Raw genomic sequence first — 18,905 nt, forward strand, 5'->3', positions numbered from 1 at the left:
ACCTTATGCTGCATCTGCCACCTCTGAAGCACCTGATGTTTGCCGCGACTCTGGCTCTGCTTGCCATCGCCCCGGCGCAGGCGAAAGACAAATTCAAAGTCATCACCACCTTCACCGTGATCGCCGATATGGCGCAGAACGTCGCGGGTGACGCCGCCGACGTCAGCTCAATTACCAAACCTGGAGCCGAAATTCATGAATATCAGCCTACTCCCGGCGATATTAAACGCGCACAGGGCGCTCAGCTGATACTCACCAACGGCCTGAACCTTGAGCTGTGGTTTGCCCGTTTTTATCAGCACCTGAACGGTGTGCCGGAAGTGGTGGTCAGCAACGGGATTCAGCCGATGGGCATCAGTGATGGCCCGTATAACGGCAAGCCTAACCCGCATGCCTGGATGTCGGCGGATAACGCGCTGATCTATGTCGATAATATTCGTGACGCGCTGGTGAAATACGATCCTGTCAATGCCGATACCTATCGCCAGAACGCCGAAGCCTACAAAGAGAAGATCCGCCAGACCATGGCGCCGCTGAAGGCGGAACTGGCGAAGCTGCCGCAGGATAAGCGCTGGCTGGTGACTAGCGAAGGTGCGTTCTCCTATCTGGCCCGCGATAACGGCCTGCAGGAACTCTATCTGTGGCCGATCAACGCCGACCAGCAGGGCACGCCGCAGCAGGTGCGCAAAACCATCGACACCATGAAGAAAGAGCGTATCCCGACTATCTTTAGCGAAAGCACCATCTCCGATAAACCCGCACGTCAGGTGGCACGGGAAGCGGGTGCCCACTATGGCGGCGTCCTGTACGTCGACTCCCTGAGCGCCGCCGACGGTCCGGTTCCAACCTACCTCGACCTGCTGCGCGTCACCACAGAAACCATCGTCCAGGGTATCAATGACGGACTAAGGAAACAGGCATGAGTCACGAGCTGCCGGGCCTCGCGGTCAACAACGTCAGCGTAACCTATCGCAACGGGCATACCGCCCTGCGCGATGCTTCATTTAGCGTCCCGCGCAGCTCAATTGCCGCGCTGGTCGGGGTGAACGGTTCGGGAAAATCGACGCTGTTTAAAGCGCTGATGGGCTTCGTGCGCGTGGGCCGTGGCGATATCGCCATTCTTGGTCAACCGGTTAACCGCGCCCTGCGCCAGAACCTCGTGGCCTATGTTCCGCAGTCGGAAGAGGTGGACTGGTCCTTCCCGGTGCTGGTGGAAGATGTGGTGATGATGGGCGGCTACGGCCATATGGGCTGGCTGCGGCGGGCCAAACCACGCGACCATGAGATTGTCGACGCCGCGCTGGAGCGGGTCGGCATGAGCGAGTATCGCCATCGGCAGATAGGCGAACTCTCCGGAGGACAGAAAAAGCGCGTGTTTCTCGCCCGCGCTATCGCCCAACAGGGGAAAGTCATTCTGCTGGATGAGCCCTTTACCGGCGTCGATGTACAGACCGAAGCGCGCATTATCACCTTGCTGCGGGAGCTGCGCGACGAAGGCTGCACTATGCTGGTTTCAACGCATAACCTCGGTTCGGTAAGCGAGTTCTGCGACTACACGGTGATGGTAAAAGGTACCGTGCTGGCTAGCGGCCCGACGGAAACCACCTTTACCGCCGAAAACCTCGAACTCGCCTTTAGCGGCGTGCTGCGCCACGTGGTGCTGAGCGGGGCGGAAGAGAGGATCATTACCGACGATGAGCGCCCGTTTATCAGCCGCCGGGCGGCGGGAGGCGAAAGATGAGCTGGCTGCTGGAGCCGTTTGGTTATCAATACATGCTCAATGCGATGTGGGTTTCGGCGCTGGTGGGCGGGGTGTGCGCATTTCTCTCCTGCTATCTGATGCTCAAGGGCTGGTCGCTGATTGGCGATGCCCTCTCCCACTCCATCGTACCCGGCGTGGCGGGCGCTTATATGCTCGGCCTGCCCTTCGCGCTGGGGGCGTTTCTTTCCGGCGGGCTGGCGGCAGGCAGCATGCTGTTTCTTAACCAGCGCTCGAAGCTGAAGGAAGACGCGATTATCGGCCTGATCTTCTCTTCATTTTTCGGTATCGGCCTGTTTATGGTGTCGCTTAACCCGACCTCAGTGAATATCCAGACCATTATTCTCGGCAATATTTTGGCCATTGCCCCAGAGGATATTATTCAGCTGGCGGCGATTGGCTTTATTTCGATGGCGATTCTGCTGTTGAAGTGGAAAGACCTGATGGTGACCTTTTTCGATGAGAACCACGCCCGCTCGATTGGCCTGAACACCACCGGGCTGAAGCTGCTGTTTTTCACCCTGCTGGCGGCCTGTACCGTCGCGGCATTGCAAACCGTCGGCGCATTTCTGGTGATTTGCCTGGTCGTCACGCCCGGCGCCACGGCCTGGCTGCTGACCGACCGCTTTCCGCGCCTGCTGGCGATCGCCGTGGCTATCGGCAGCCTGACCAGCTTTTTCGGCGCGTGGCTGAGTTACTACCTGGACGGGGCAACCGGCGGGATTATCGTTGTGGCCCAGACGCTGCTGTTTTTAGTCGCTTTCGTTTTCGCGCCGAAGCACGGCCTGCTCGCCAGCCGTCGCCGCGCCAGGGAGGCCACATGCTGACCGCTCTGCTCGAACCGTTCCAGTTCTCTTTTATGATTAACGCCATGCTGGTGGCGATTATCGTTGCCATTCCCTGCGCGCTGCTGTCGGTATTTTTGGTGTTAAAAGGCTGGGCGCTGATGGGCGACGCCATGAGTCACGCGGTTTTTCCGGGCGTGGTGGTGGCGTATATCATCGGCATCCCGTTCGCTATCGGCGCGTTTATCGCCGGGTTATTCTGCGCCATTGCCACCGGTTATCTCGACGATAACAGCCGCATCAAGCGCGATACGATTATGGGAATTGTGTTTTCCGGGATGTTTGGCGCAGGGCTGGTGCTGTACGTGTCGATTCAGTCGGAGGTGCATCTCGACCATATTCTGTTTGGCGACATGCTGGGTATTTCCGCCAGCGACATTGTGCAAACGTCGCTGATTGCGCTGGCGATCGCGCTGATTATCGGCCTGAAGTGGCGCGATTTTCTGCTGCACGCCTTCGACCCGAACCAGGCGAAAGCCAGCGGTTTGCGCTGCGGGCTGCTGCATTACGGGCTGCTGTGCATGATTGCGCTGACCATTGTGGCGACGCTAAAAGCGGTGGGGATTATTTTGTCGATTTCGCTGCTGATAGCCCCGGGGGCGATCGCGCTGCTGCTGACGCGGCGGTTTGTCAGCGCCCTGCTGCTGGCGGTGGCGATTGCGGTGAGCTGTTCGCTGGGCGGCGTGTGGCTGTCGTTTTATCTCGACAGCGCCCCGGCACCGACCATCGTAGTGTTGTTTACCCTGTTGTTTATTATCGCGTTTGTCTGTACATCGGTTCGCGATAGTCAAACCCAAGCCGATTCCGGCGAGGCCCCGGGTCGCGGCTAGCGCCTTACCCTGGCTACCTGGCTGGCATTCTTCCCGGAGGCGGCGCGTTGCGCCTGTCCGGGCTACCTCTACCCCAGGACGTAGCCCGGACAGATGCGCAGCATCGCCTCCGGGGAAAAGTCGCTATTTTTTGGGTCGGTATTTTTCCGGTAACTCCGGCACCGGGCGCCTGTCATCAATCAAATGGCGAATGGTCAAAATCGGGTGCCGCCAGAGCATCCGTGGCCCCGCCCAGCGCATAATCTGCTTCATCTCTTCGCGTTTGGCGGGCTGATAACAGTGCACCGGACACTGCTTGCAGGCGGGTTTTTCTTCACCAAATACGCACTTATCCAGGCGCTTATCGGCGTAGGCGTTAAGCGCCTGATAATGTTCCGCATCTTCATGGGCATCCGGGCAGCGGCGCTGGTAGAGCGTAATCATGCTGCTAATGGTCTTTTTTTCCCGCGCAATACGTTTGCCCGCCATCGCCTGTTCCTCATCGATAAAGATGCCTTAATAATACACCTTTAAAGAGTGCAGCGCAGCCGGTTACCTCCTGAGGATTATGCCGGCTTGTCCACGTGCCCCAGAGGTTTCTCCGGGAAGCAAACGTCGCGAACCCGACGCTTCAGCTCCGCCGCATCGGGGAAACCACCATCCTGCTTGCGCTCCCAAATTTGCACATCGTCAACGGTCACCACGAAGATCCCCCCGGTTCCCGGCACCAGGGTCACTGAGCCAATATCGGTGCTGAAACTATGCAGTAGTTCCTGGGCCATCCAGCTGGCGCGTAGCATCCAGTTGCACTGCGAACAGTAGGTAATGGTAATAGCGGCTTTGTGGCTCATCGGTTTCTCACTGTCAATAAAAGGATGAATTGTAAACAACTTGCAGATTAATTGAGGAATAAATGATTATTTTGTTGCAAACGATAATACCTATCATTACCATTCGCAATCAATAAGCATGGAGTAAAAAACGTCCAGTAACGGAATAACGGGACACACCTGCACTCTGGAAGTAACGCGTGAGCCGATACTAATAATTATCAAGGCGTGGCTACTATGTATAACTCCACTCAATCAACAGCATGGTTCAAGAAAAGCCTGCTGGTGACTTCTTTGCTTGCAGCAATCTATCAGACCTCCGCCGGGGCGGCTGATACCACCAACAATTCATCATCCGACGATAGTTCAGAACAGATGACCGTGACCGCGCCAGCCCCCGTGCTGAAAGCGGGCAGCGAGCATTCCATCAGCGCTCAGGAACTACAGGATAAAGGGGCCAACGACTTTGGCTCCATCATGCGCTACGAACCGTTGATTGGCGCGACTGGCGCCAGCGGCGGTTCCGGCAACGGCAAAAGCGGCTTCGACCGGGGCGGCTATACCGGCTACAACATTCGCGGCATGGAGAGCAACCGCGTCGGTATCGACGTCGACGGCATCGCTCAGCCGAACGCCACCGGGCGCAGCTACGCCAGCCGCGCTGGCCTCAATACTTTCGGTATGGGCCGCGACTATATTGACCCGTACATGTACGGCAGCATCGATATTCAGTCCGGGGCCACCTCGACCGAAACCGCCAACAGCTCCATCGGCGGTAACGTCTCCTTCCGTCCTAAATCCGCAGATGACTATCTGCACCCGGGCAAAACCAGCGCCTTCGGCTACCGCAGCGGCTATGATTCCTCGAACCGCAGCTGGCACAACGGCGTCACCGTCGCCGGTGGCGACGAAACCCTGCGCGGGATCTTCGTCTACAGCCGTCGCGACGGCCAGGAAACGGAAAATAACAGCGGGACCGTCGATTCATATCCGGCTAACTGGCACTCCGACGCCTTTTTGGCCTCCGGGATCTGGCAGCCGAATGACGAACATAAGCTGACCAGCACCTTCGATTATTACCATAAAACCAATCACACCCATTACGACGCCTGGGACATCAGCGGCAACAGCGTTATCGGCACCTCTAACCAGACCAGCCAGACCCGCCGCTGGGGCCTGAGCCTGAAAGATGACTGGACGCCGATGAACGACTATATCGACAGCGTGTCGACCAAATTCTACTACCAGCACACTGAGTCCCATGACTGGACTTATATGCCGGACAGCATCACCCGCGCGATGCAAACGGTAAGCTCCGACTACGATACCGATACCTGGGGGATTCAGAGCGCGCTGGCGAAATCCATTGGCCGCCACGACCTGAGCGCCGGTTTTAACGCCAGCACCACCAAAACCCAGCGGCCATTAACTCAGTCGCCAACCCCGAGCGCTTACAGCCTCATTATGCAGCCGGACGCCGACAGCCGAGGCTATATCGTTGCAGGCTTCATGCAGGACAAAATTAACTTTGACCTCGACAGCCATAACTTCGCGGTGATCCCGGGCATTCGCGTGGTGCATCAGTCGACTAAGCCGGAGAATCTCTCCGACCTGGCGAATAACAGCAGCGTGCTGACCGGTTCTGCCGTTTCAAATCTGTATGGTAAGAACTCCGACACCCAGGCGCTGCCGTCGCTGGCCTTCCAGTACGACATCACTCCGCGCCTGATGACCTACCTGCAGTACCAGCGCGGGGCGCAGTTCCCGAACGCCAGCCAGCTGTATGGCTCCTGGAACCTCGGCTCCAGCTATGCTGGCCCCGGACAGTATGCGCTGATCGGCAACACCGATCTGAAAACCGAAACCAGCGATAACTTCGAGTGGGGGATGAAGGGCGAAGTCACCGAAGGTATCACTATGCGCACCGCCCTGTTCTACAACAGCTACAAGAATTTTATCGCCTATACCCGTTACATGCGCGCCAATAATCCGGCGCAGTTCGCTAACGTGCCGTCGAACATCTATACCATTTACCAGGCGGAGAACCGCGATAAAGCCTATATCTACGGCGGCGAAATCAGCGCCAAATTCAACTTTGGCACCTGGTTTGAAGAGGTTAACGGCCTGAGTGCCACCCTCGCCTACGGCTATAGCGAAGGGCAATCGAAATCCAGCTACAGCGGCGACAAATACGTCGACCTCGATAGCGTCGCGCCAATGAAGGCTATCGTCGGCGTGGCATGGGACGATCCGGCCAAAGTGTACGGTACCGCGCTGACCGCCACCTTTGTTAAGGGCAAACGCGCGACCACCACCAACCGCGAAAGCTACACCAACACCGGCTCCGCAATTACCGATTCGACCAGCGAATATATGCGCGTTCCGGGCTACGGCATGCTGGACTGGACCGCTTACTGGCAGGTGGCGAAGAACGTGCGCGTGAACGGCGGCGTGTACAACATCACCGACCGTAAATACTGGGATTATCTGAGCAGCCGCAATATCGAAACGGCAACCAATCAGGATGCCAACGATAAAGCGCTGTCGGTGATGCCTGGGCGTACCTGGCAATTAGGCGTTAACGTCGATTTCTGATAGGCCAAATAATAAGAAACCTGCTCCCCGGCCGCGCGCCGGGGATACTCATCGTCGAGAAGGATGTGAATTATGCAAAACACCCAACCGCAACATGCTCCGCTGTGGCAACGCTATCTGACCACAAAAGCGCAATCTTCCGCAAAATACGCCCGCGATATCGCCGCCGAAATGGGGATTAGCGAAGCTGAGCTGACCGAAGCTCGCCTCGGCCACGATGCCGTACGTCTGATTGACGATGCGCGCGCCATTCTGGCGGCGCTGGAAGCCGTGGGCGAAACCAAATGTATCTGCCGCAACGAATACGCGGTGCATGAACAGGTCGGCGAATTTACCCACCAGCATCTGAGCGGCCACGCCGGGCTGGTACTCAACCCGCGCGCCCTCGACCTGCGCCTGTTCCTCAGCCAGTGGGCCAGCGCCTTCCGCCTGACCGATAACGGCCGCCAGAGCATTCAGTTCTTCGACCCGCACGGCGATGCGCTGCTCAAGGTTTACACCACCGGGAACACGGACATGGCAGTCTGGGATACGCTGATCGCCGAACATACGCAAGATTCCCCCGCTCCGCTGACCGTTCGCCCGGCCGATCCGGTGAAATATGCCGATTCTGCCGACGGCACGGCGCTGGAAAACGAATGGCGCGCCATGACCGACGTCCACCAGTTCTTTGGCCTGTTGAGAAAATATAACCTGTCGCGCCAGCAGGCGTTCCGCCAGGTCAGCGACGACCTCGCCTGCCGTATCGAGAAAGAGGCGCTGCCGGGCCTGCTGGATACTATTCATCAGGATGGCAACGAGATCATGATTTTCGTCGGCAACCGCGGCTGCGTACAGATCTTCACCGGCGCGCTGGAAAAAGTTGCGCCGATGCGCGGCTGGCTGAATATCTTCAACACCGCCTTTACCCTGCATCTGCGCGAGGACAGCGTGGATGAGATTTGGGTCACCCGTAAACCGACCTCAGACGGTCACGTCACCAGCGTCGAACTGTTTGCCAAAGACGGCACGCAGATTGCCCAGCTGTACGGTCAACGCACCGAAGGCCACCCGGAGCAGGAGCAGTGGCGCGCGCAGGTCGACCGTTTGACCACCGAAGGGCTGATCGCATGAAACGTTGGCTGATATTACTCATGGCGTTTCCGCTGTTTGCCAGCGCCGCCGCCGAGCGGATTGTCTCTCTCGGCGGCGACGTCACGGAAGTGGTTTATGCGCTTGATGCCCAGCAGCAACTGGTGGCGAAAGACAGCACCAGTACCTGGCCTGCCGCCGCACAGAGCCTGCCAGATGTCGGCTATATCCGCCAGCTAAACGCTGAAGGGATCCTTTCTCTACGCCCGACGCTGGTGCTGGCCAGCGCCCAGGCGCAGCCTTCGCTGGTGCTGAAAAAGGTCGAAGAGAACAAGGTTAAGGTGGTCAACGTACCGGGCGGCTACGACTTTCCGGCCATCGAGAAAAAAATTGGCGTGATTGCCGCGGCCCTCGGCAAAGAGAGTGAAGGTGAAGCCCTGCGCCAGAAGCTCCACCAGCAGATCGCGCAAACCCCTTCGCAGCCCATTAACAAGCGAGTGCTGTTTATCCTCAGCCACGGCGGTATGAACACCATGGTGGCCGGTAAGCAAACGGCGGCGGATGGAGCCATCCGAGCCGCCGGATTGCAGAATGCGATGCAGGACTTCGACCATTATCGCAGCATGTCCCAGGAAGGCGTTATCGCAAGCCGACCGGACCTGGTGGTGATCTCCGCCGATGGCCTGAAAGGTATGGGTGGTGAAGCCGGACTGTGGAAGCTACCGGGACTGGCGCAGACGCCCGCAGGGCGCAATAAGCAGGTGCAGGTTATTGATGATATGGCTCTGCTCGGCTTTGGCCCGCGCACGCCGCAGGCGGTACTCGCGCTACGGCAAAAAGCGGAGCAGTTACCCTGATGCGTTGCCACCTTACTCGTCATCTGTGGTTAATGACGCTGCTGTTGGTCATCCTGACGCTACTTGCTACTACCCTTGGGGCGATGCGCCTGCCGCTGGCCAGCCTGCTGCCTTCCGGCGATGAGATCCTGAGAAACATCTGGCTGACCATTCGCCTGCCGCGGGTGCTGCTGGCGCTGCTGGTCGGCGCTGCTCTGGCGCTCTCCGGCTGCGTGATGCAGGGGCTGTTTCGCAATCCGCTCGCTGACCCAGGGCTTTTAGGTATCAGCAGCGGTGCGGCGCTGGCGGTAGCCTGCTGGCTGGTGCTGCCGCTGTCGGTACCGGTTCTTGTGGCGCTGTACGCCCCGATGCTGGCAGCGTTTATCGGTAGTATGGCGGTGATGGTGGTGATTTTTATCCTCAGCCGGGCGGGAGACGCTTCGCTCTCGCGCCTGCTGCTGGTCGGCATCGCGATTAACGCCCTTTGCAGCGCGCTGGTAGGGGTGCTGGCGTGGATAAGCAACGATGCCCAATTGCGCCAGCTTTCCCTGTGGGGCATGGGCAGCCTCGGCCAGGCGGAGTGGTCCACCCTGCTGGTGGCGGCCACGCTGATAATCCCGGCTTCTATCTTGATATGGGCGATGGCTTCACGCCTTAATCTGCTGCAATTGGGTGATGAAGAGGCGCATTACCTCGGCGTTAACGTTCGTGCGCTGCAGCGGCTATTGCTGCTGTGCAGCGCCCTGCTGGTGGCGTCGGCGGTGGCGATCAGCGGCATTATCGGCTTTATCGGCCTGGTGGTACCACATCTGATGCGAATGTGGCTGGGGCCGGACCATCGCGGTCTGATCCCCGGTTCGCTGCTGTGTGGCGCAATTTTGCTGCTGCTGGCCGATACGCTGGCGCGCACCGTCGCCGCACCCGCCGAGATGCCGGTTGGTCTGTTGACCAGCGTCCTCGGCGCGCCGTGGTTCCTGTGGCTAATTTTCCGCCGGGAGAGAGAAACGCATGGATAACCGCTATAGCGCGCGTTCGCTTTCGCTGCGCATGGGCAAGCGCCAGATTATTAATGATGTCTCTCTCCAGTTGCGCGGCGGTGAGATGACGGCGCTGATTGGCCCCAACGGCGCGGGTAAATCGACCCTGTTGCGCCTGTTAACCGGTTTTTTAACGCCGGACAGCGGCGAACGGTTGGTGGAAGGCCGTCCACTGGAAGCCTGGTCGGCAGAAGCACTTTCACGCCGCCGGGCCGTAATGCTGCAACGCACCCCGCTTCATGCCGACTGGCCGATTGAAACGGTGATCGCCATGGGCCGTTCGCCGTGGGGCAGCACGCCGCACGCGGAGATGATCCGTCAGGTCATGGAGGAGACCGGCTGCGATCATCTGGCCGGGAGACGCTACCCTTCCCTCTCCGGCGGCGAACAGCAGCGGGTTCAATTGGCCCGCTGTCTGGCGCAACTGTGGCGCGACGGTGCGCCTGAGGGCTGGCTGTTTCTCGACGAGCCTACTTCGGCGCTCGATCTCTATTACCAGCAGCACCTTCTGCGCCTGCTCAAGCGCCTGACCCGCAGCAGCCAGCTGCACGTCTGCGTGGTGCTGCATGACCTGAACCTCGCAGCGCTGTGGGCCGATCGCATTCTGCTGTTGCATCAGGGAAAGCTGGTGGCGCAGGGCACGCCGCAGGAGGTGGTTCAGCAGCCAATTATTAGCCGCTGGTACGGCGCGGAGGTAAGAATGGGCGAGCACCCGGATACCGCCGCCCCGCAGGTGTATTTGGTGCCATAATTCGTACGGTCTGACGATTTCCCCGGAGGCGATGCTCGCATCTGTCCGGGCTACCGGTTCATCCGATCGCGTAGCCCGGACAGGCGCAACGCGCCGCCTCCGGGAATAATGCCCGTCAAGGTAGCCCGGGGATTACAGGCGGGCGCTCGTAGTCAGCAAGACGTTTACGCCCTTTTAGTGGGTACTAGCCACTTACGGTCTTGAAGCGGTGCCATCCGGTGTCCGCGCCATTGTCCAGGATGGGATCCCACCTTCGCACGGATACTTCGCCGCTTTGGCTTCATCGATATCAATACCCAACCCTGGCTTATCGTTCAGATACGCATAACCGTGGCCTATTTCCGGGCAACCAGGGAAGACGTCGCGCAGTGCATCATTCATCGGCGTGTACTCCTGAATACCGAAGTTTGGCGAACTCAGGTCAAGATGCATATTCGCGCAGACGCCGACCGGTGAGATATCGCCAGGCCCGTGCCATGCGGTACGCACGCCGTTCAGCTCGCTGTAAACCGCCAGTTTCTTCGCTGGCGTAATACCGCCGATGGTACTGACGTGGCAGCGAATGTAATCGATAAGCTTGTTGTCGATCAGCGGTTTCCACTCATTTACATTCACAAACAGTTCCCCCATGGAGATCGGCGTGGAGGATTGTTGGCGAAGCATTTTAAGCCAGTCGATATTTTCCGGTGCCACCGGATCTTCAAGATAAAAGAGCTGATATTGCTCAAGCGTTTTGGCCAGGTTAATCGCGGTGACCGGGGTTACGCGTTCATGCACGTCATGAATGAACTCAATGCCAAATCCCAGCTTGTTGCGAAGATGATCAAACAGGCGGGGAACGCTTTTCGCATAGGCGTCGGGGTCAAAATAGATCCCCGGCGTTTTGCTCCGTGGAGAACGTTTGGGCTGGATATTCTTCGCCCGCGCCAGTTGGGTCGCAATCAGTTTGAGATCATCAGTACCTGCACCGCCGTACATCCCCATCTGACAGCGTACGTACTGGTATCCCTCCTCCATTCGGGCGCGAATATTGTCCTCAACTTCCACTTCGTCGCCACCATCGGTATGGCAATACAAAGGAATACCGTCGCGGCATTTACCGCCCAGTAAATCATAAACCGGCATCCCCGCCAGCTTACCTTTGATATCCCACAGCGCCATATCAACGCCCGATAGCGCGTTGTTCATAATCGGCCCATTACGCCAGTAGCCGCTGACCGCGCCAGACTGCCAAATATCTTCAATACGCGTCGGGTCTTTGCCAATGAGAAAAGGTGCCATGTACTCATCAATGGCGCTTTTAACCGCGAAGATACGCTGTGTAAATGTCGCACAGCCCAGACCGTACAGCCCTGGCTCATTGGTTTCGACCTTCACCACGGCCAGATCAATGCCACCCGGTGCCGTCAGAATCGTTTTCACATTAGTGATTTTCAGGTTACTCACTTTAACTCCTCAGTTTTGCGAACTAACTGCCTGCCATGCTGCAAGCGAATGACTATTCATAATTTGTAGGTTGTCCTACAACTTTGCGATGTTATATCACGCTTAATCCGTGAGCGTCTCTTGAATATTACATTCTGTGATCGCGATCAAGCCAGCGAAACCAAACACAATAAAAACAAATAAATACAACCACATACAAACATAACAATATGATCAACTCCTTGTATTTGTGATCCGTATTGCAAATTTATTTTTAGGATGTTGCTTTTTATCATTCAAAAAATCAACCTTAAATAAGACAGTCGTCATACAAATTAAACCACTGAGGAAATGAAATGAGCGCATTATTCGATTTAACGGGGAAAACGGCACTGGTCACCGGATCGGCACGTGGGTTGGGATTTGCCTATGCCGAAGGGCTCGCCGCTGCGGGTGCCAGGGTCGTTCTGAACGACATTCGCGACACGCTGCTGGCCGAGTCCGTAAATGCGTTGGCAAGTAAAGGGTATAGCGCACACGGCGTGGCATTTGACGTGACAAACGAGGAGGCGATTGAAAAAGCCTTTGCAGAGCTTGATGCACAGGGTATCTACGTCGACATTTTGATAAACAACGCCGGTATTCAGTACCGTAAGCCGATGGTGGATCTGGAGCTGGAAAAGTGGCAAAAGGTGATTGATACCAACCTCACCAGCGCTTTCCTCGTTTCTCGCGCCGCCGCAAAACGGATGATTGCACGCAACTCCGGGGGCAAAATTATCAATATCGGTTCGCTGACCAGTCAGGCAGCCCGACCAACCGTGGCCCCCTACACGGCGGCGAAAGGCGGGATCAAAATGCTCACCTGCTCCATGGCGGCCGAATGGGCGCAATTTAATATCCAGAGCAACGCCATTGGGCCAGGCTACATTCTGACCGATATGAATACTGCGCTGATTGAAGATAAGCAGTTCGATAACTGGGTAAAAAGCAGCAATCCATCACAGCGCTGGGGCCGTCCGGATGAATTAATTGGCACCGCGGTCTTTCTGTCATCAAAAGCCTCTGACTATATCAACGGACAGATTATTTACGTCGATGGTGGTTGGCTGGCAGTGCTGTGATTCAATTCAATAACCGTCAGAAGATGCATAAAAAACCTACTCTGGAATAGAGATTATGATTGATAAAATACAAAGAAAACTGGCCCCTTTACGCTGGAAAAAACTTATTCCCCTGGCATTTATCACTTACAGCCTGGCCTATCTGGATCGTGCTAACTATGGATTTGGTGCCGCATCGGGTTTGGCAGAAGACCTCAATATTACCCCAGGAATATCATCGTTACTTGGCGCTTTATTCTTCCTGGGTTACTTTTTCTTTCAAGTTCCAGGAGGTATTTACGCTGAAAAACGTAGTGCGAAGAAATTGATATTCTGGAGTCTTATCCTGTGGGGTATTTTAGCAACAGCGACTGGCATGGTACATGATGTAAAAACGCTGGCGGTGATACGTTTTCTTCTTGGTGTCGCCGAAAGTGTCGTTATGCCCGCAATGCTTGTCTTCCTAAGTCACTGGTTTACTAAGAAAGAACGTTCAAAAGCCAATACATTTCTGTTCCTTGGTAACCCTATTACCGTATTGTGGATGTCCGTTCTGTCAGGTTATCTTGTTGATGCGTTCGGCTGGCGTGGAATGTTCATCATTGAAGGCGTACCCGCAATTATTTGGGCGGCAATATGGTGGTTTGTTTTTGTTGATCGCCCTGCTGATGCAAAATGGTTAACGCCACAAGAAAAAATCGATATTGAAGCTGCACTTGCCGCTGAGCAAACTAATATAAAAGAAATTAAAAACTACAGTGAGGCTTTTCGTTCAGGTAAAGTACTTTCCCTTTCCTTTATCCATTTTTTCTGGAATATCGGAATGTATGGTTTCATTATGTGGCTTCCGTCTATTTTAAAATCAGCATCAGGGCTAAGGAAGGTGCGAATAAGCGGGGAAATTCTTCTCGGCTGACTCAGTCATTTCATTTCTTCATGTTTGAGCCGATTTTTTCTCCCGTAAATGCCTTGAATCAGCCTATTTAGACCGTTTCTTCGCCATTTAAGGCGTTATCCCCAGTTTTTAGTGAGATCTCTCCCACTGACGTATCATTTGGTCCGCCCGAAACAGGTTGGCCAGCGTGAATAACATCGCCAGTTGGTTATCGTTTTTCAGCAACCCCTTGTATCTGGCTTTCACGAAGCCGAACTGTCGCTTGATGATGCGAAATGGGTGCTCCACCTTGGCCCGGATGCTGGCTTTCATGTATTCGATGTTGATGGCCGTTTTGTTCTTGCGTGGATGCTGTTTCAAGGTTCTTACCTTGCCGGGGCGCTCGGCGATCAGCCAGTCCACATCCACCTCGGCCAGCTCCTCGCGCTGTGGCGCCCCTTGGTAGCCGGCATCGGCTGAGACAAATTGCTCCTCTCCATGCAGCAGATTACCCAGCTGATTGAGGTCATGCTCGTTGGCCGCGGTGGTGACTAGGCTGTGGGTCAGGCCACTCTTGGCATCGACACCAATGTGGGCCTTCATGCCAAAGTGCCACTGATTGCCTTTCTTGGTCTGATGCATCTCCGGATCGCGTTGCTGCTCTTTGTTCTTGGTCGAGCTGGGTGCCTCAATGATGGTGGCATCGACCAAGGTGCCTTGAGTCATCATGACGCCTGCTTCGGCCAGCCAGCGATTGATGGTCTTGAACAATTGGCGGGCCAGTTGATGCTGCTCCAGCAGGTGGCGGAAATTCATGATGGTGGTGCGGTCAGGCAAGGCGCTATCCAGGGATAACCGGGCAAACCGACGCATGGAGGCGATTTCGTACAGAGCATCTTCCATCGCGCCATCGCTCAGGTTGTACCAATGCTGCATGCAGTGAATGCGTAGCATGGTTTCCAGCGGATAAGGTCGCCGGCCATTACCAGCCTTGGGGTAAAACGGCTCGATGACTTCCACCATGTTTTGCCATGGCAGAATCTGCTCCATACGGGACAAGAAAATCTCTTTTCTGGTCTGACGGCGCTTACTGCTGAATTCACTGTCGGCGAAGGTAAGTTGATGACTCATGATGAACCCTGTTCCATGGCTCCAGATGACAAACATGATCTCATATCAGGGACTTGTTCGCACCTTCCCTAAGTATTGTCGCAACAGGTTGGTTATCCGCAGCACCTTATCTGCTCGCCGTTCCACTAATGTTGGGTGCTTCCTGGTATTCAGATAAATTTCTGAATCGTAAAATCATTGTTCTTCTCTTCTTAGGGCTTGGCGCGATCTGCTTCATCGGTTCCTTTACCATCGGTACCTCCAACTTCTGGTTATCCTATGTGCTACTGATGATTGCGGGTGGGGCGATGTATACGCCATACGGTCCATTTTTTGCAGCAATACCTGACATGATCCCAAGGAATGTGATGGCTGGAGCGATGGCGTTTATCGTCAGTTTCGGTGCGCTTGGCTCGTTCGTTGGTTCATGGATTGTCGGCTACCTCAATGGTTTGACCGGTGGTCCAGGCGCCTCTTACATTTTTATGGGCAGCTCGCTTGTCCTGGCAGTTTTACTGACATCAGTCACGGCTTTCACCAGTAAAGAGTCCAGCAGCACAAAAGTTCAGACCTGTTAATATTAGGCGCCCGAACGGGCGCTTTGTTTTTAAAAATGGTATATTGGCTGACGCTTTATAACTCACACGGACAGCGATCTTGAGCATAAAATCCATTCAAAAACAGAATGTTGTAAATGAAATTTATGATCAGATTAGCGCAAAGCTGCTGGATGGTAGCTGGCCGCCGGGTAGCCGCCTGCCATCTGAAGCGGAGCTGAGCACGTCCTTTAACGTCAGCCGGGTCAGCGTGCGCAGTGCGGTCCAGCGCTTTCGCGATCTCGGCATTGTCGTCACCCGCCAGGGGAGCGGCAGCTACGTTAGCGATCACTTCACACCGCAGATGCTGAGCAACGATCCTCGCCCTATCATGCATCTTAGCCGCGAAGAATTTCACGATATGATGATCTTCCGCCAGACCGTGGAGTTCAAATGCGTGGAGTTGGCCGTCACTCATGCCACCGATGAAGATATCCTCCAGCTTGAGCAAGCGCTCAACAATATGCTCATCAACAAGGGTGACTACAAAAAATATTCTGAAGCGGATTACGCGTTCCATTTGGCGATTGTCAGGGCATCGCACAATAGCGTCTTTTATAACGTAATGAATTCCATCAAAGATATTTATTACTACTACCTTGAAGAACTTAACCGCGCGCTGGGTATTACCCTTGAGAGCGTGGAAGCCCATATCAAAGTCTATATGTCGATTAAAAATCGCGATGCCAGCACGGCGGTGAAGGTCCTTAATGAAGCGATGTCGGAAAACGTCACCGCCATTGACAAGATTAAAGCTAAAACAGATAGAGATTGATGTCTGGGTGTAAACGAGTGCGGATATAGCGCACACGCCCAGCCTAAATAACACCGTAGCCGATAGAGAGTTCTACCGGCTACGGTTGAGATTACTACCTTAGAAAATCGCCCGATACAGCGCTTTAATCTCTTCCAGATTCGTATCGCGCGGGTTACCGCCAGTGCACACATCCGCCAGCGCGGCGGCGGCGAGGGCATCGATATCCTCCTCTTTCATACCCACATCACGCAGACGCGCCGGGATATTAACGTCGCGGTTAAGCTGCGCCACGGCCTCAACGGCTGCCTTACGCGCTTCGGCTATTGGTAGGGTCGCCGCCTGTTTATTTCCCAGAGCCACCGCAATGTCGCGATACTTCTCACCGGTAAATTCAGCGTTGTAAGCCATAAGATGTGGCAATAGCACTGCGTTGGCGACACCATGCGGCGTACCGTAGAAAGCGCCCAACGGGTGCGCCATACCGTGAACCAGCCCCAGTCCGACGTTAGAGAAGCCCATTCCGGCAATATATTGCCCCAGCGCCATTCCTTCCGCGCCCTGAGCATCGCCCTGCACTGAGGCGCGCAGCGAGCGACCAATCACTTCGATAGCCTTCAGATGCAGCATGTCGGTTAATTCCCATGCGCCTTTAGTGATATAACCTTCGATCGCGTGAGTCAGCGCATCGACGCCGGTCGCCGCCTTCAGGCTGGCAGGCATGCTGGCCATCATTTCAGCATCGATAATCGCCACAACCGGGATATCGTGCGGGTCATAGCAAACAAACTTGCGGCGGTTTTGTACGTCGGTGATGACGTAGTTGATGGTCACTTCAGCAGCCGTACCGGCGGTGGTTGGGATCGCAATCATCGGCACCGCGGCATTTTTGGTGTCGGCTCCGCCCTCCAGGCTGCGAACATCGGCGAATTCAGGGTTATTAATGATAATCCCTACTGCCTTGCAGGTATCCTGCGGGGAACCGCCGCCGATGGCGATCAGATAATCTGCACCCGATTGTTTAAACGCTTCAACGCCCTGCTGTACAACTTCAATGGTCGGGTTAGGAATCACGTTATCAAAGACGCTGTAGGCCAGGCCTGCGCTATCGAGGATATCGAATACCTTTGTCGCGACCTTAAAGCGGATCAGATCTTTATCAGTAACCACCAGCGCTTTTTTAAAGCCGCGCTTTTTGACTTCATCGACAATGCAGCTAATCGATCCCGCACCAAAATAAGAGGTTTCGTTTAAAATCATTCTGTAAGCCATTTTGTGCTCCCTTCAAGCTGAGTGTTTGATAACCATAATATTTGGCCCCACAGTAACGTGACTGATACGGACTTTTTATTATTTCATATCAAATAACACCTCAATTGCCCTGCACTCTGGCTCAGTTAACTAACGTACCTCCCATAATATGGGAATTTAGTCCAGTATACTGGACACCAGTCATCACCGTGCTTTACGCATGCTCATACGCAACGGTATCCAATATAAGCAATCGGGAAATATTTATCTCACATAAGATATTATTGAACTGGATCACACTATTTTCTCTTTTATGGAAAACTCCAGGCAGGGAGTGCTAAAGCGAACATGATAGCGTCAGTGAACTGAAGTGGGTACGGAATAACAACGGCCTTAGATAATATTGCATTCTTTTTCTTATGCGACTTCTTAGCAAAATTCCCCCTCGGCGTTGATTGAATCAGATTGCCACGCCACAAAAGCAACAACTTAGAAACAAAAGCATCATTTCATCAACAAAACGATCGAGCGCTCGCCTGCCACCGCTTGCCGGATAAAATTAACGAATGAGAATTATCCAACATTAGTGATAAATACTTATCAACATATGAAATGCAAAACGCTCTATTTAAGAAGTGATGTATCACTTCGTTAAGAATATTCTCCATTATTTGCGAGATATTAATTCTAAAAAAACATTAAAAGATTGAAAAAGGCATCTAAAAGGCCTGTGTTTATTGCAAATTTACAGGCCTCTTGTTAGTATGACTCTCAATCAATATGTTTATTATAAATATACCACTTATGATGTTTTTTGATTTTTATTCTGTTCACCTGACCATACTTCTCCAAAGGCAGCAACAAATGTCTGACTTTATATATTGACATTTCACATCTGTCAGCTAATTCACGAGTAAGTAGCCCCTCAGGCTCATGTTCTTTTAATACAAAAAGAATATACTCCTGCTCTGGAACGTTCACTCCAGAGAATTTATTGATACCCATGGCGGTCATCAATGACCTTAAGCTTTCAACAGCAGCGCCAGAACCATGATGTAAATCAGGGATACGGGATGAAGTTACAATCTTCATGAGTCAGTTCCTTCTGTCATTCAATGAACTAGCAGTATGGATTGACCACACTAAAACGGCAACATTAGCTTTAAATTTCAATTTAAACAGTACATTTATCTGAAATTCACTTTTTTTTATGATAAAAATCCTGATATAAAGAGTGAATTTTTAATTCCGTGTGGAGA

At 54.3% G+C, this 18,905-nt stretch carries 17 protein-coding genes and 2 pseudogenes; 13 read left to right on the plus strand and 6 right to left on the minus strand.

The annotated features are described in order from the left end of the window. Positions 1–5 precede the first annotated feature (5 nt). Genes HV127_RS00595 through sitD form a run of 4 tightly spaced genes read left to right on the plus strand, consistent with a single transcriptional unit; the run spans position 6 to position 3,434 of the window. A complete protein-coding gene (locus tag HV127_RS00595; protein WP_182234436.1) occupies positions 6–923 on the plus strand; it encodes a metal ABC transporter substrate-binding protein in 918 nt (305 codons plus the stop codon). Further along, complete coding sequence (locus tag HV127_RS00600) at positions 920–1,741, plus strand: manganese/iron ABC transporter ATP-binding protein (RefSeq protein ID WP_182234438.1); 822 nt, start codon at positions 920–922, stop codon at positions 1,739–1,741. The genes HV127_RS00595 and HV127_RS00600 overlap by 4 nt, the downstream gene beginning before the upstream one ends. Then, a complete protein-coding gene (sitC, locus tag HV127_RS00605) occupies positions 1,738–2,586 on the plus strand; it encodes an iron/manganese ABC transporter permease subunit SitC (RefSeq protein ID WP_181485161.1) in 849 nt (282 codons plus the stop codon). Before HV127_RS00600 ends, sitC begins: the two co-directional genes overlap by 4 nt. Then, on the plus strand, positions 2,580–3,434 hold the full coding sequence (gene sitD, locus HV127_RS00610) for an iron/manganese ABC transporter permease subunit SitD (RefSeq protein WP_182234440.1): 855 nt from the start codon (positions 2,580–2,582) through the stop codon (positions 3,432–3,434). The genes sitC and sitD overlap by 7 nt, the downstream gene beginning before the upstream one ends. A 123-nt stretch (positions 3,435–3,557) precedes the next feature. Here sitD and HV127_RS00615 read toward each other — a convergent pair whose 3' ends face one another. Together HV127_RS00615 and HV127_RS00620 are read right to left on the minus strand one after the other, a co-directional pair. Then, complete coding sequence (locus tag HV127_RS00615) at positions 3,558–3,902, minus strand: nitrous oxide-stimulated promoter family protein (protein ID WP_142982737.1); 345 nt, start codon at positions 3,900–3,902, stop codon at positions 3,558–3,560. 77 nt (positions 3,903–3,979) lie between these two features. After that, positions 3,980–4,264, minus strand: a complete 285-nt coding sequence (locus HV127_RS00620; RefSeq protein WP_110275799.1) for a SelT/SelW/SelH family protein — start codon at positions 4,262–4,264, stop codon at positions 3,980–3,982. A 216-nt stretch (positions 4,265–4,480) separates the two neighbouring features. On the opposite strand from HV127_RS00620, the gene HV127_RS00625 reads away from it, so the two are divergent. The 5 genes from HV127_RS00625 (at position 4,481) to HV127_RS00645 (ending at position 10,533) form a co-directional block, all read left to right on the plus strand. Then, positions 4,481–6,838, plus strand: a complete 2,358-nt coding sequence (locus HV127_RS00625) for a TonB-dependent receptor (protein ID WP_182234442.1) — start codon at positions 4,481–4,483, stop codon at positions 6,836–6,838. A 72-nt stretch (positions 6,839–6,910) separates the two neighbouring features. Continuing rightward, a complete protein-coding gene (locus HV127_RS00630) occupies positions 6,911–7,951 on the plus strand; it encodes a ChuX/HutX family heme-like substrate-binding protein (protein WP_182234444.1) in 1,041 nt (346 codons plus the stop codon). Further along, the gene (locus HV127_RS00635; protein ID WP_182234446.1) at positions 7,948–8,766 is read left to right on the plus strand and encodes a hemin ABC transporter substrate-binding protein; all 819 of its coding nucleotides are present in this window, start codon (positions 7,948–7,950) and stop codon (positions 8,764–8,766) included. Before HV127_RS00630 ends, HV127_RS00635 begins: the two co-directional genes overlap by 4 nt. Further along, positions 8,766–9,761 (plus strand): iron ABC transporter permease, encoded by a 996-nt coding sequence (locus HV127_RS00640; protein WP_142463398.1) that lies wholly within the window; start codon positions 8,766–8,768, stop codon positions 9,759–9,761. The genes HV127_RS00635 and HV127_RS00640 overlap by 1 nt, the downstream gene beginning before the upstream one ends. Further along, complete coding sequence (locus tag HV127_RS00645; RefSeq protein WP_182234448.1) at positions 9,754–10,533, plus strand: heme ABC transporter ATP-binding protein; 780 nt, start codon at positions 9,754–9,756, stop codon at positions 10,531–10,533. The genes HV127_RS00640 and HV127_RS00645 overlap by 8 nt, the downstream gene beginning before the upstream one ends. Positions 10,534–10,725: 192 nt before the next feature. Here the strand turns inward: HV127_RS00645 and HV127_RS00650 are convergent, their stop codons facing one another. Then, positions 10,726–11,979, minus strand: coding sequence for an enolase C-terminal domain-like protein (locus HV127_RS00650; RefSeq protein WP_182234450.1), 1,254 nt, complete (start codon positions 11,977–11,979; stop codon positions 10,726–10,728). Positions 11,980–12,314: 335 nt separating this feature from the next. On the opposite strand from HV127_RS00650, the gene HV127_RS00655 reads away from it, so the two are divergent. Together HV127_RS00655 and HV127_RS00660 are read left to right on the plus strand one after the other, a co-directional pair. Then, entirely contained in the window at positions 12,315–13,082 is a 768-nt protein-coding gene (locus HV127_RS00655) for an SDR family oxidoreductase (RefSeq protein WP_182234452.1), read from the plus strand. A 55-nt stretch (positions 13,083–13,137) separates the two neighbouring features. Then, positions 13,138–13,938, plus strand: a pseudogene (locus HV127_RS00660) (MFS transporter); the annotation flags it as partial. A gap of 147 nt (positions 13,939–14,085) precedes the next feature. Here the strand turns inward: HV127_RS00660 and HV127_RS00665 are convergent. Continuing rightward, entirely contained in the window at positions 14,086–15,066 is a 981-nt protein-coding gene (locus tag HV127_RS00665) for an IS5-like element IS5 family transposase (protein ID WP_042934497.1), read from the minus strand. 68 nt (positions 15,067–15,134) lie between these two features. Between HV127_RS00665 and HV127_RS00670 the strand changes: the two are divergent. Together HV127_RS00670 and HV127_RS00675 are read left to right on the plus strand one after the other, a co-directional pair. After that, a pseudogene (locus HV127_RS00670) lies at positions 15,135–15,623 on the plus strand (MFS transporter); the annotation flags it as partial. A 79-nt stretch (positions 15,624–15,702) separates the two neighbouring features. Further along, positions 15,703–16,416 (plus strand): FadR/GntR family transcriptional regulator, encoded by a 714-nt coding sequence (locus tag HV127_RS00675; protein ID WP_182234454.1) that lies wholly within the window; start codon positions 15,703–15,705, stop codon positions 16,414–16,416. A gap of 99 nt (positions 16,417–16,515) precedes the next feature. Here HV127_RS00675 and fucO read toward each other — a convergent pair whose 3' ends face one another. Together fucO and HV127_RS00685 are read right to left on the minus strand one after the other, a co-directional pair. Further along, positions 16,516–17,667 (minus strand): lactaldehyde reductase, encoded by a 1,152-nt coding sequence (fucO, locus tag HV127_RS00680; protein ID WP_110275805.1) that lies wholly within the window; start codon positions 17,665–17,667, stop codon positions 16,516–16,518. A 750-nt stretch (positions 17,668–18,417) separates the two neighbouring features. Continuing rightward, the gene (locus tag HV127_RS00685) at positions 18,418–18,738 is read right to left on the minus strand and encodes a FaeA/PapI family transcriptional regulator (RefSeq protein ID WP_181485148.1); all 321 of its coding nucleotides are present in this window, start codon (positions 18,736–18,738) and stop codon (positions 18,418–18,420) included. Positions 18,739–18,905: the final 167 nt, after the last annotated feature.

Source organism: Klebsiella sp. RHBSTW-00215, assembly GCF_014103785.1.
Classification (GTDB): domain Bacteria; phylum Pseudomonadota; class Gammaproteobacteria; order Enterobacterales; family Enterobacteriaceae; genus Klebsiella.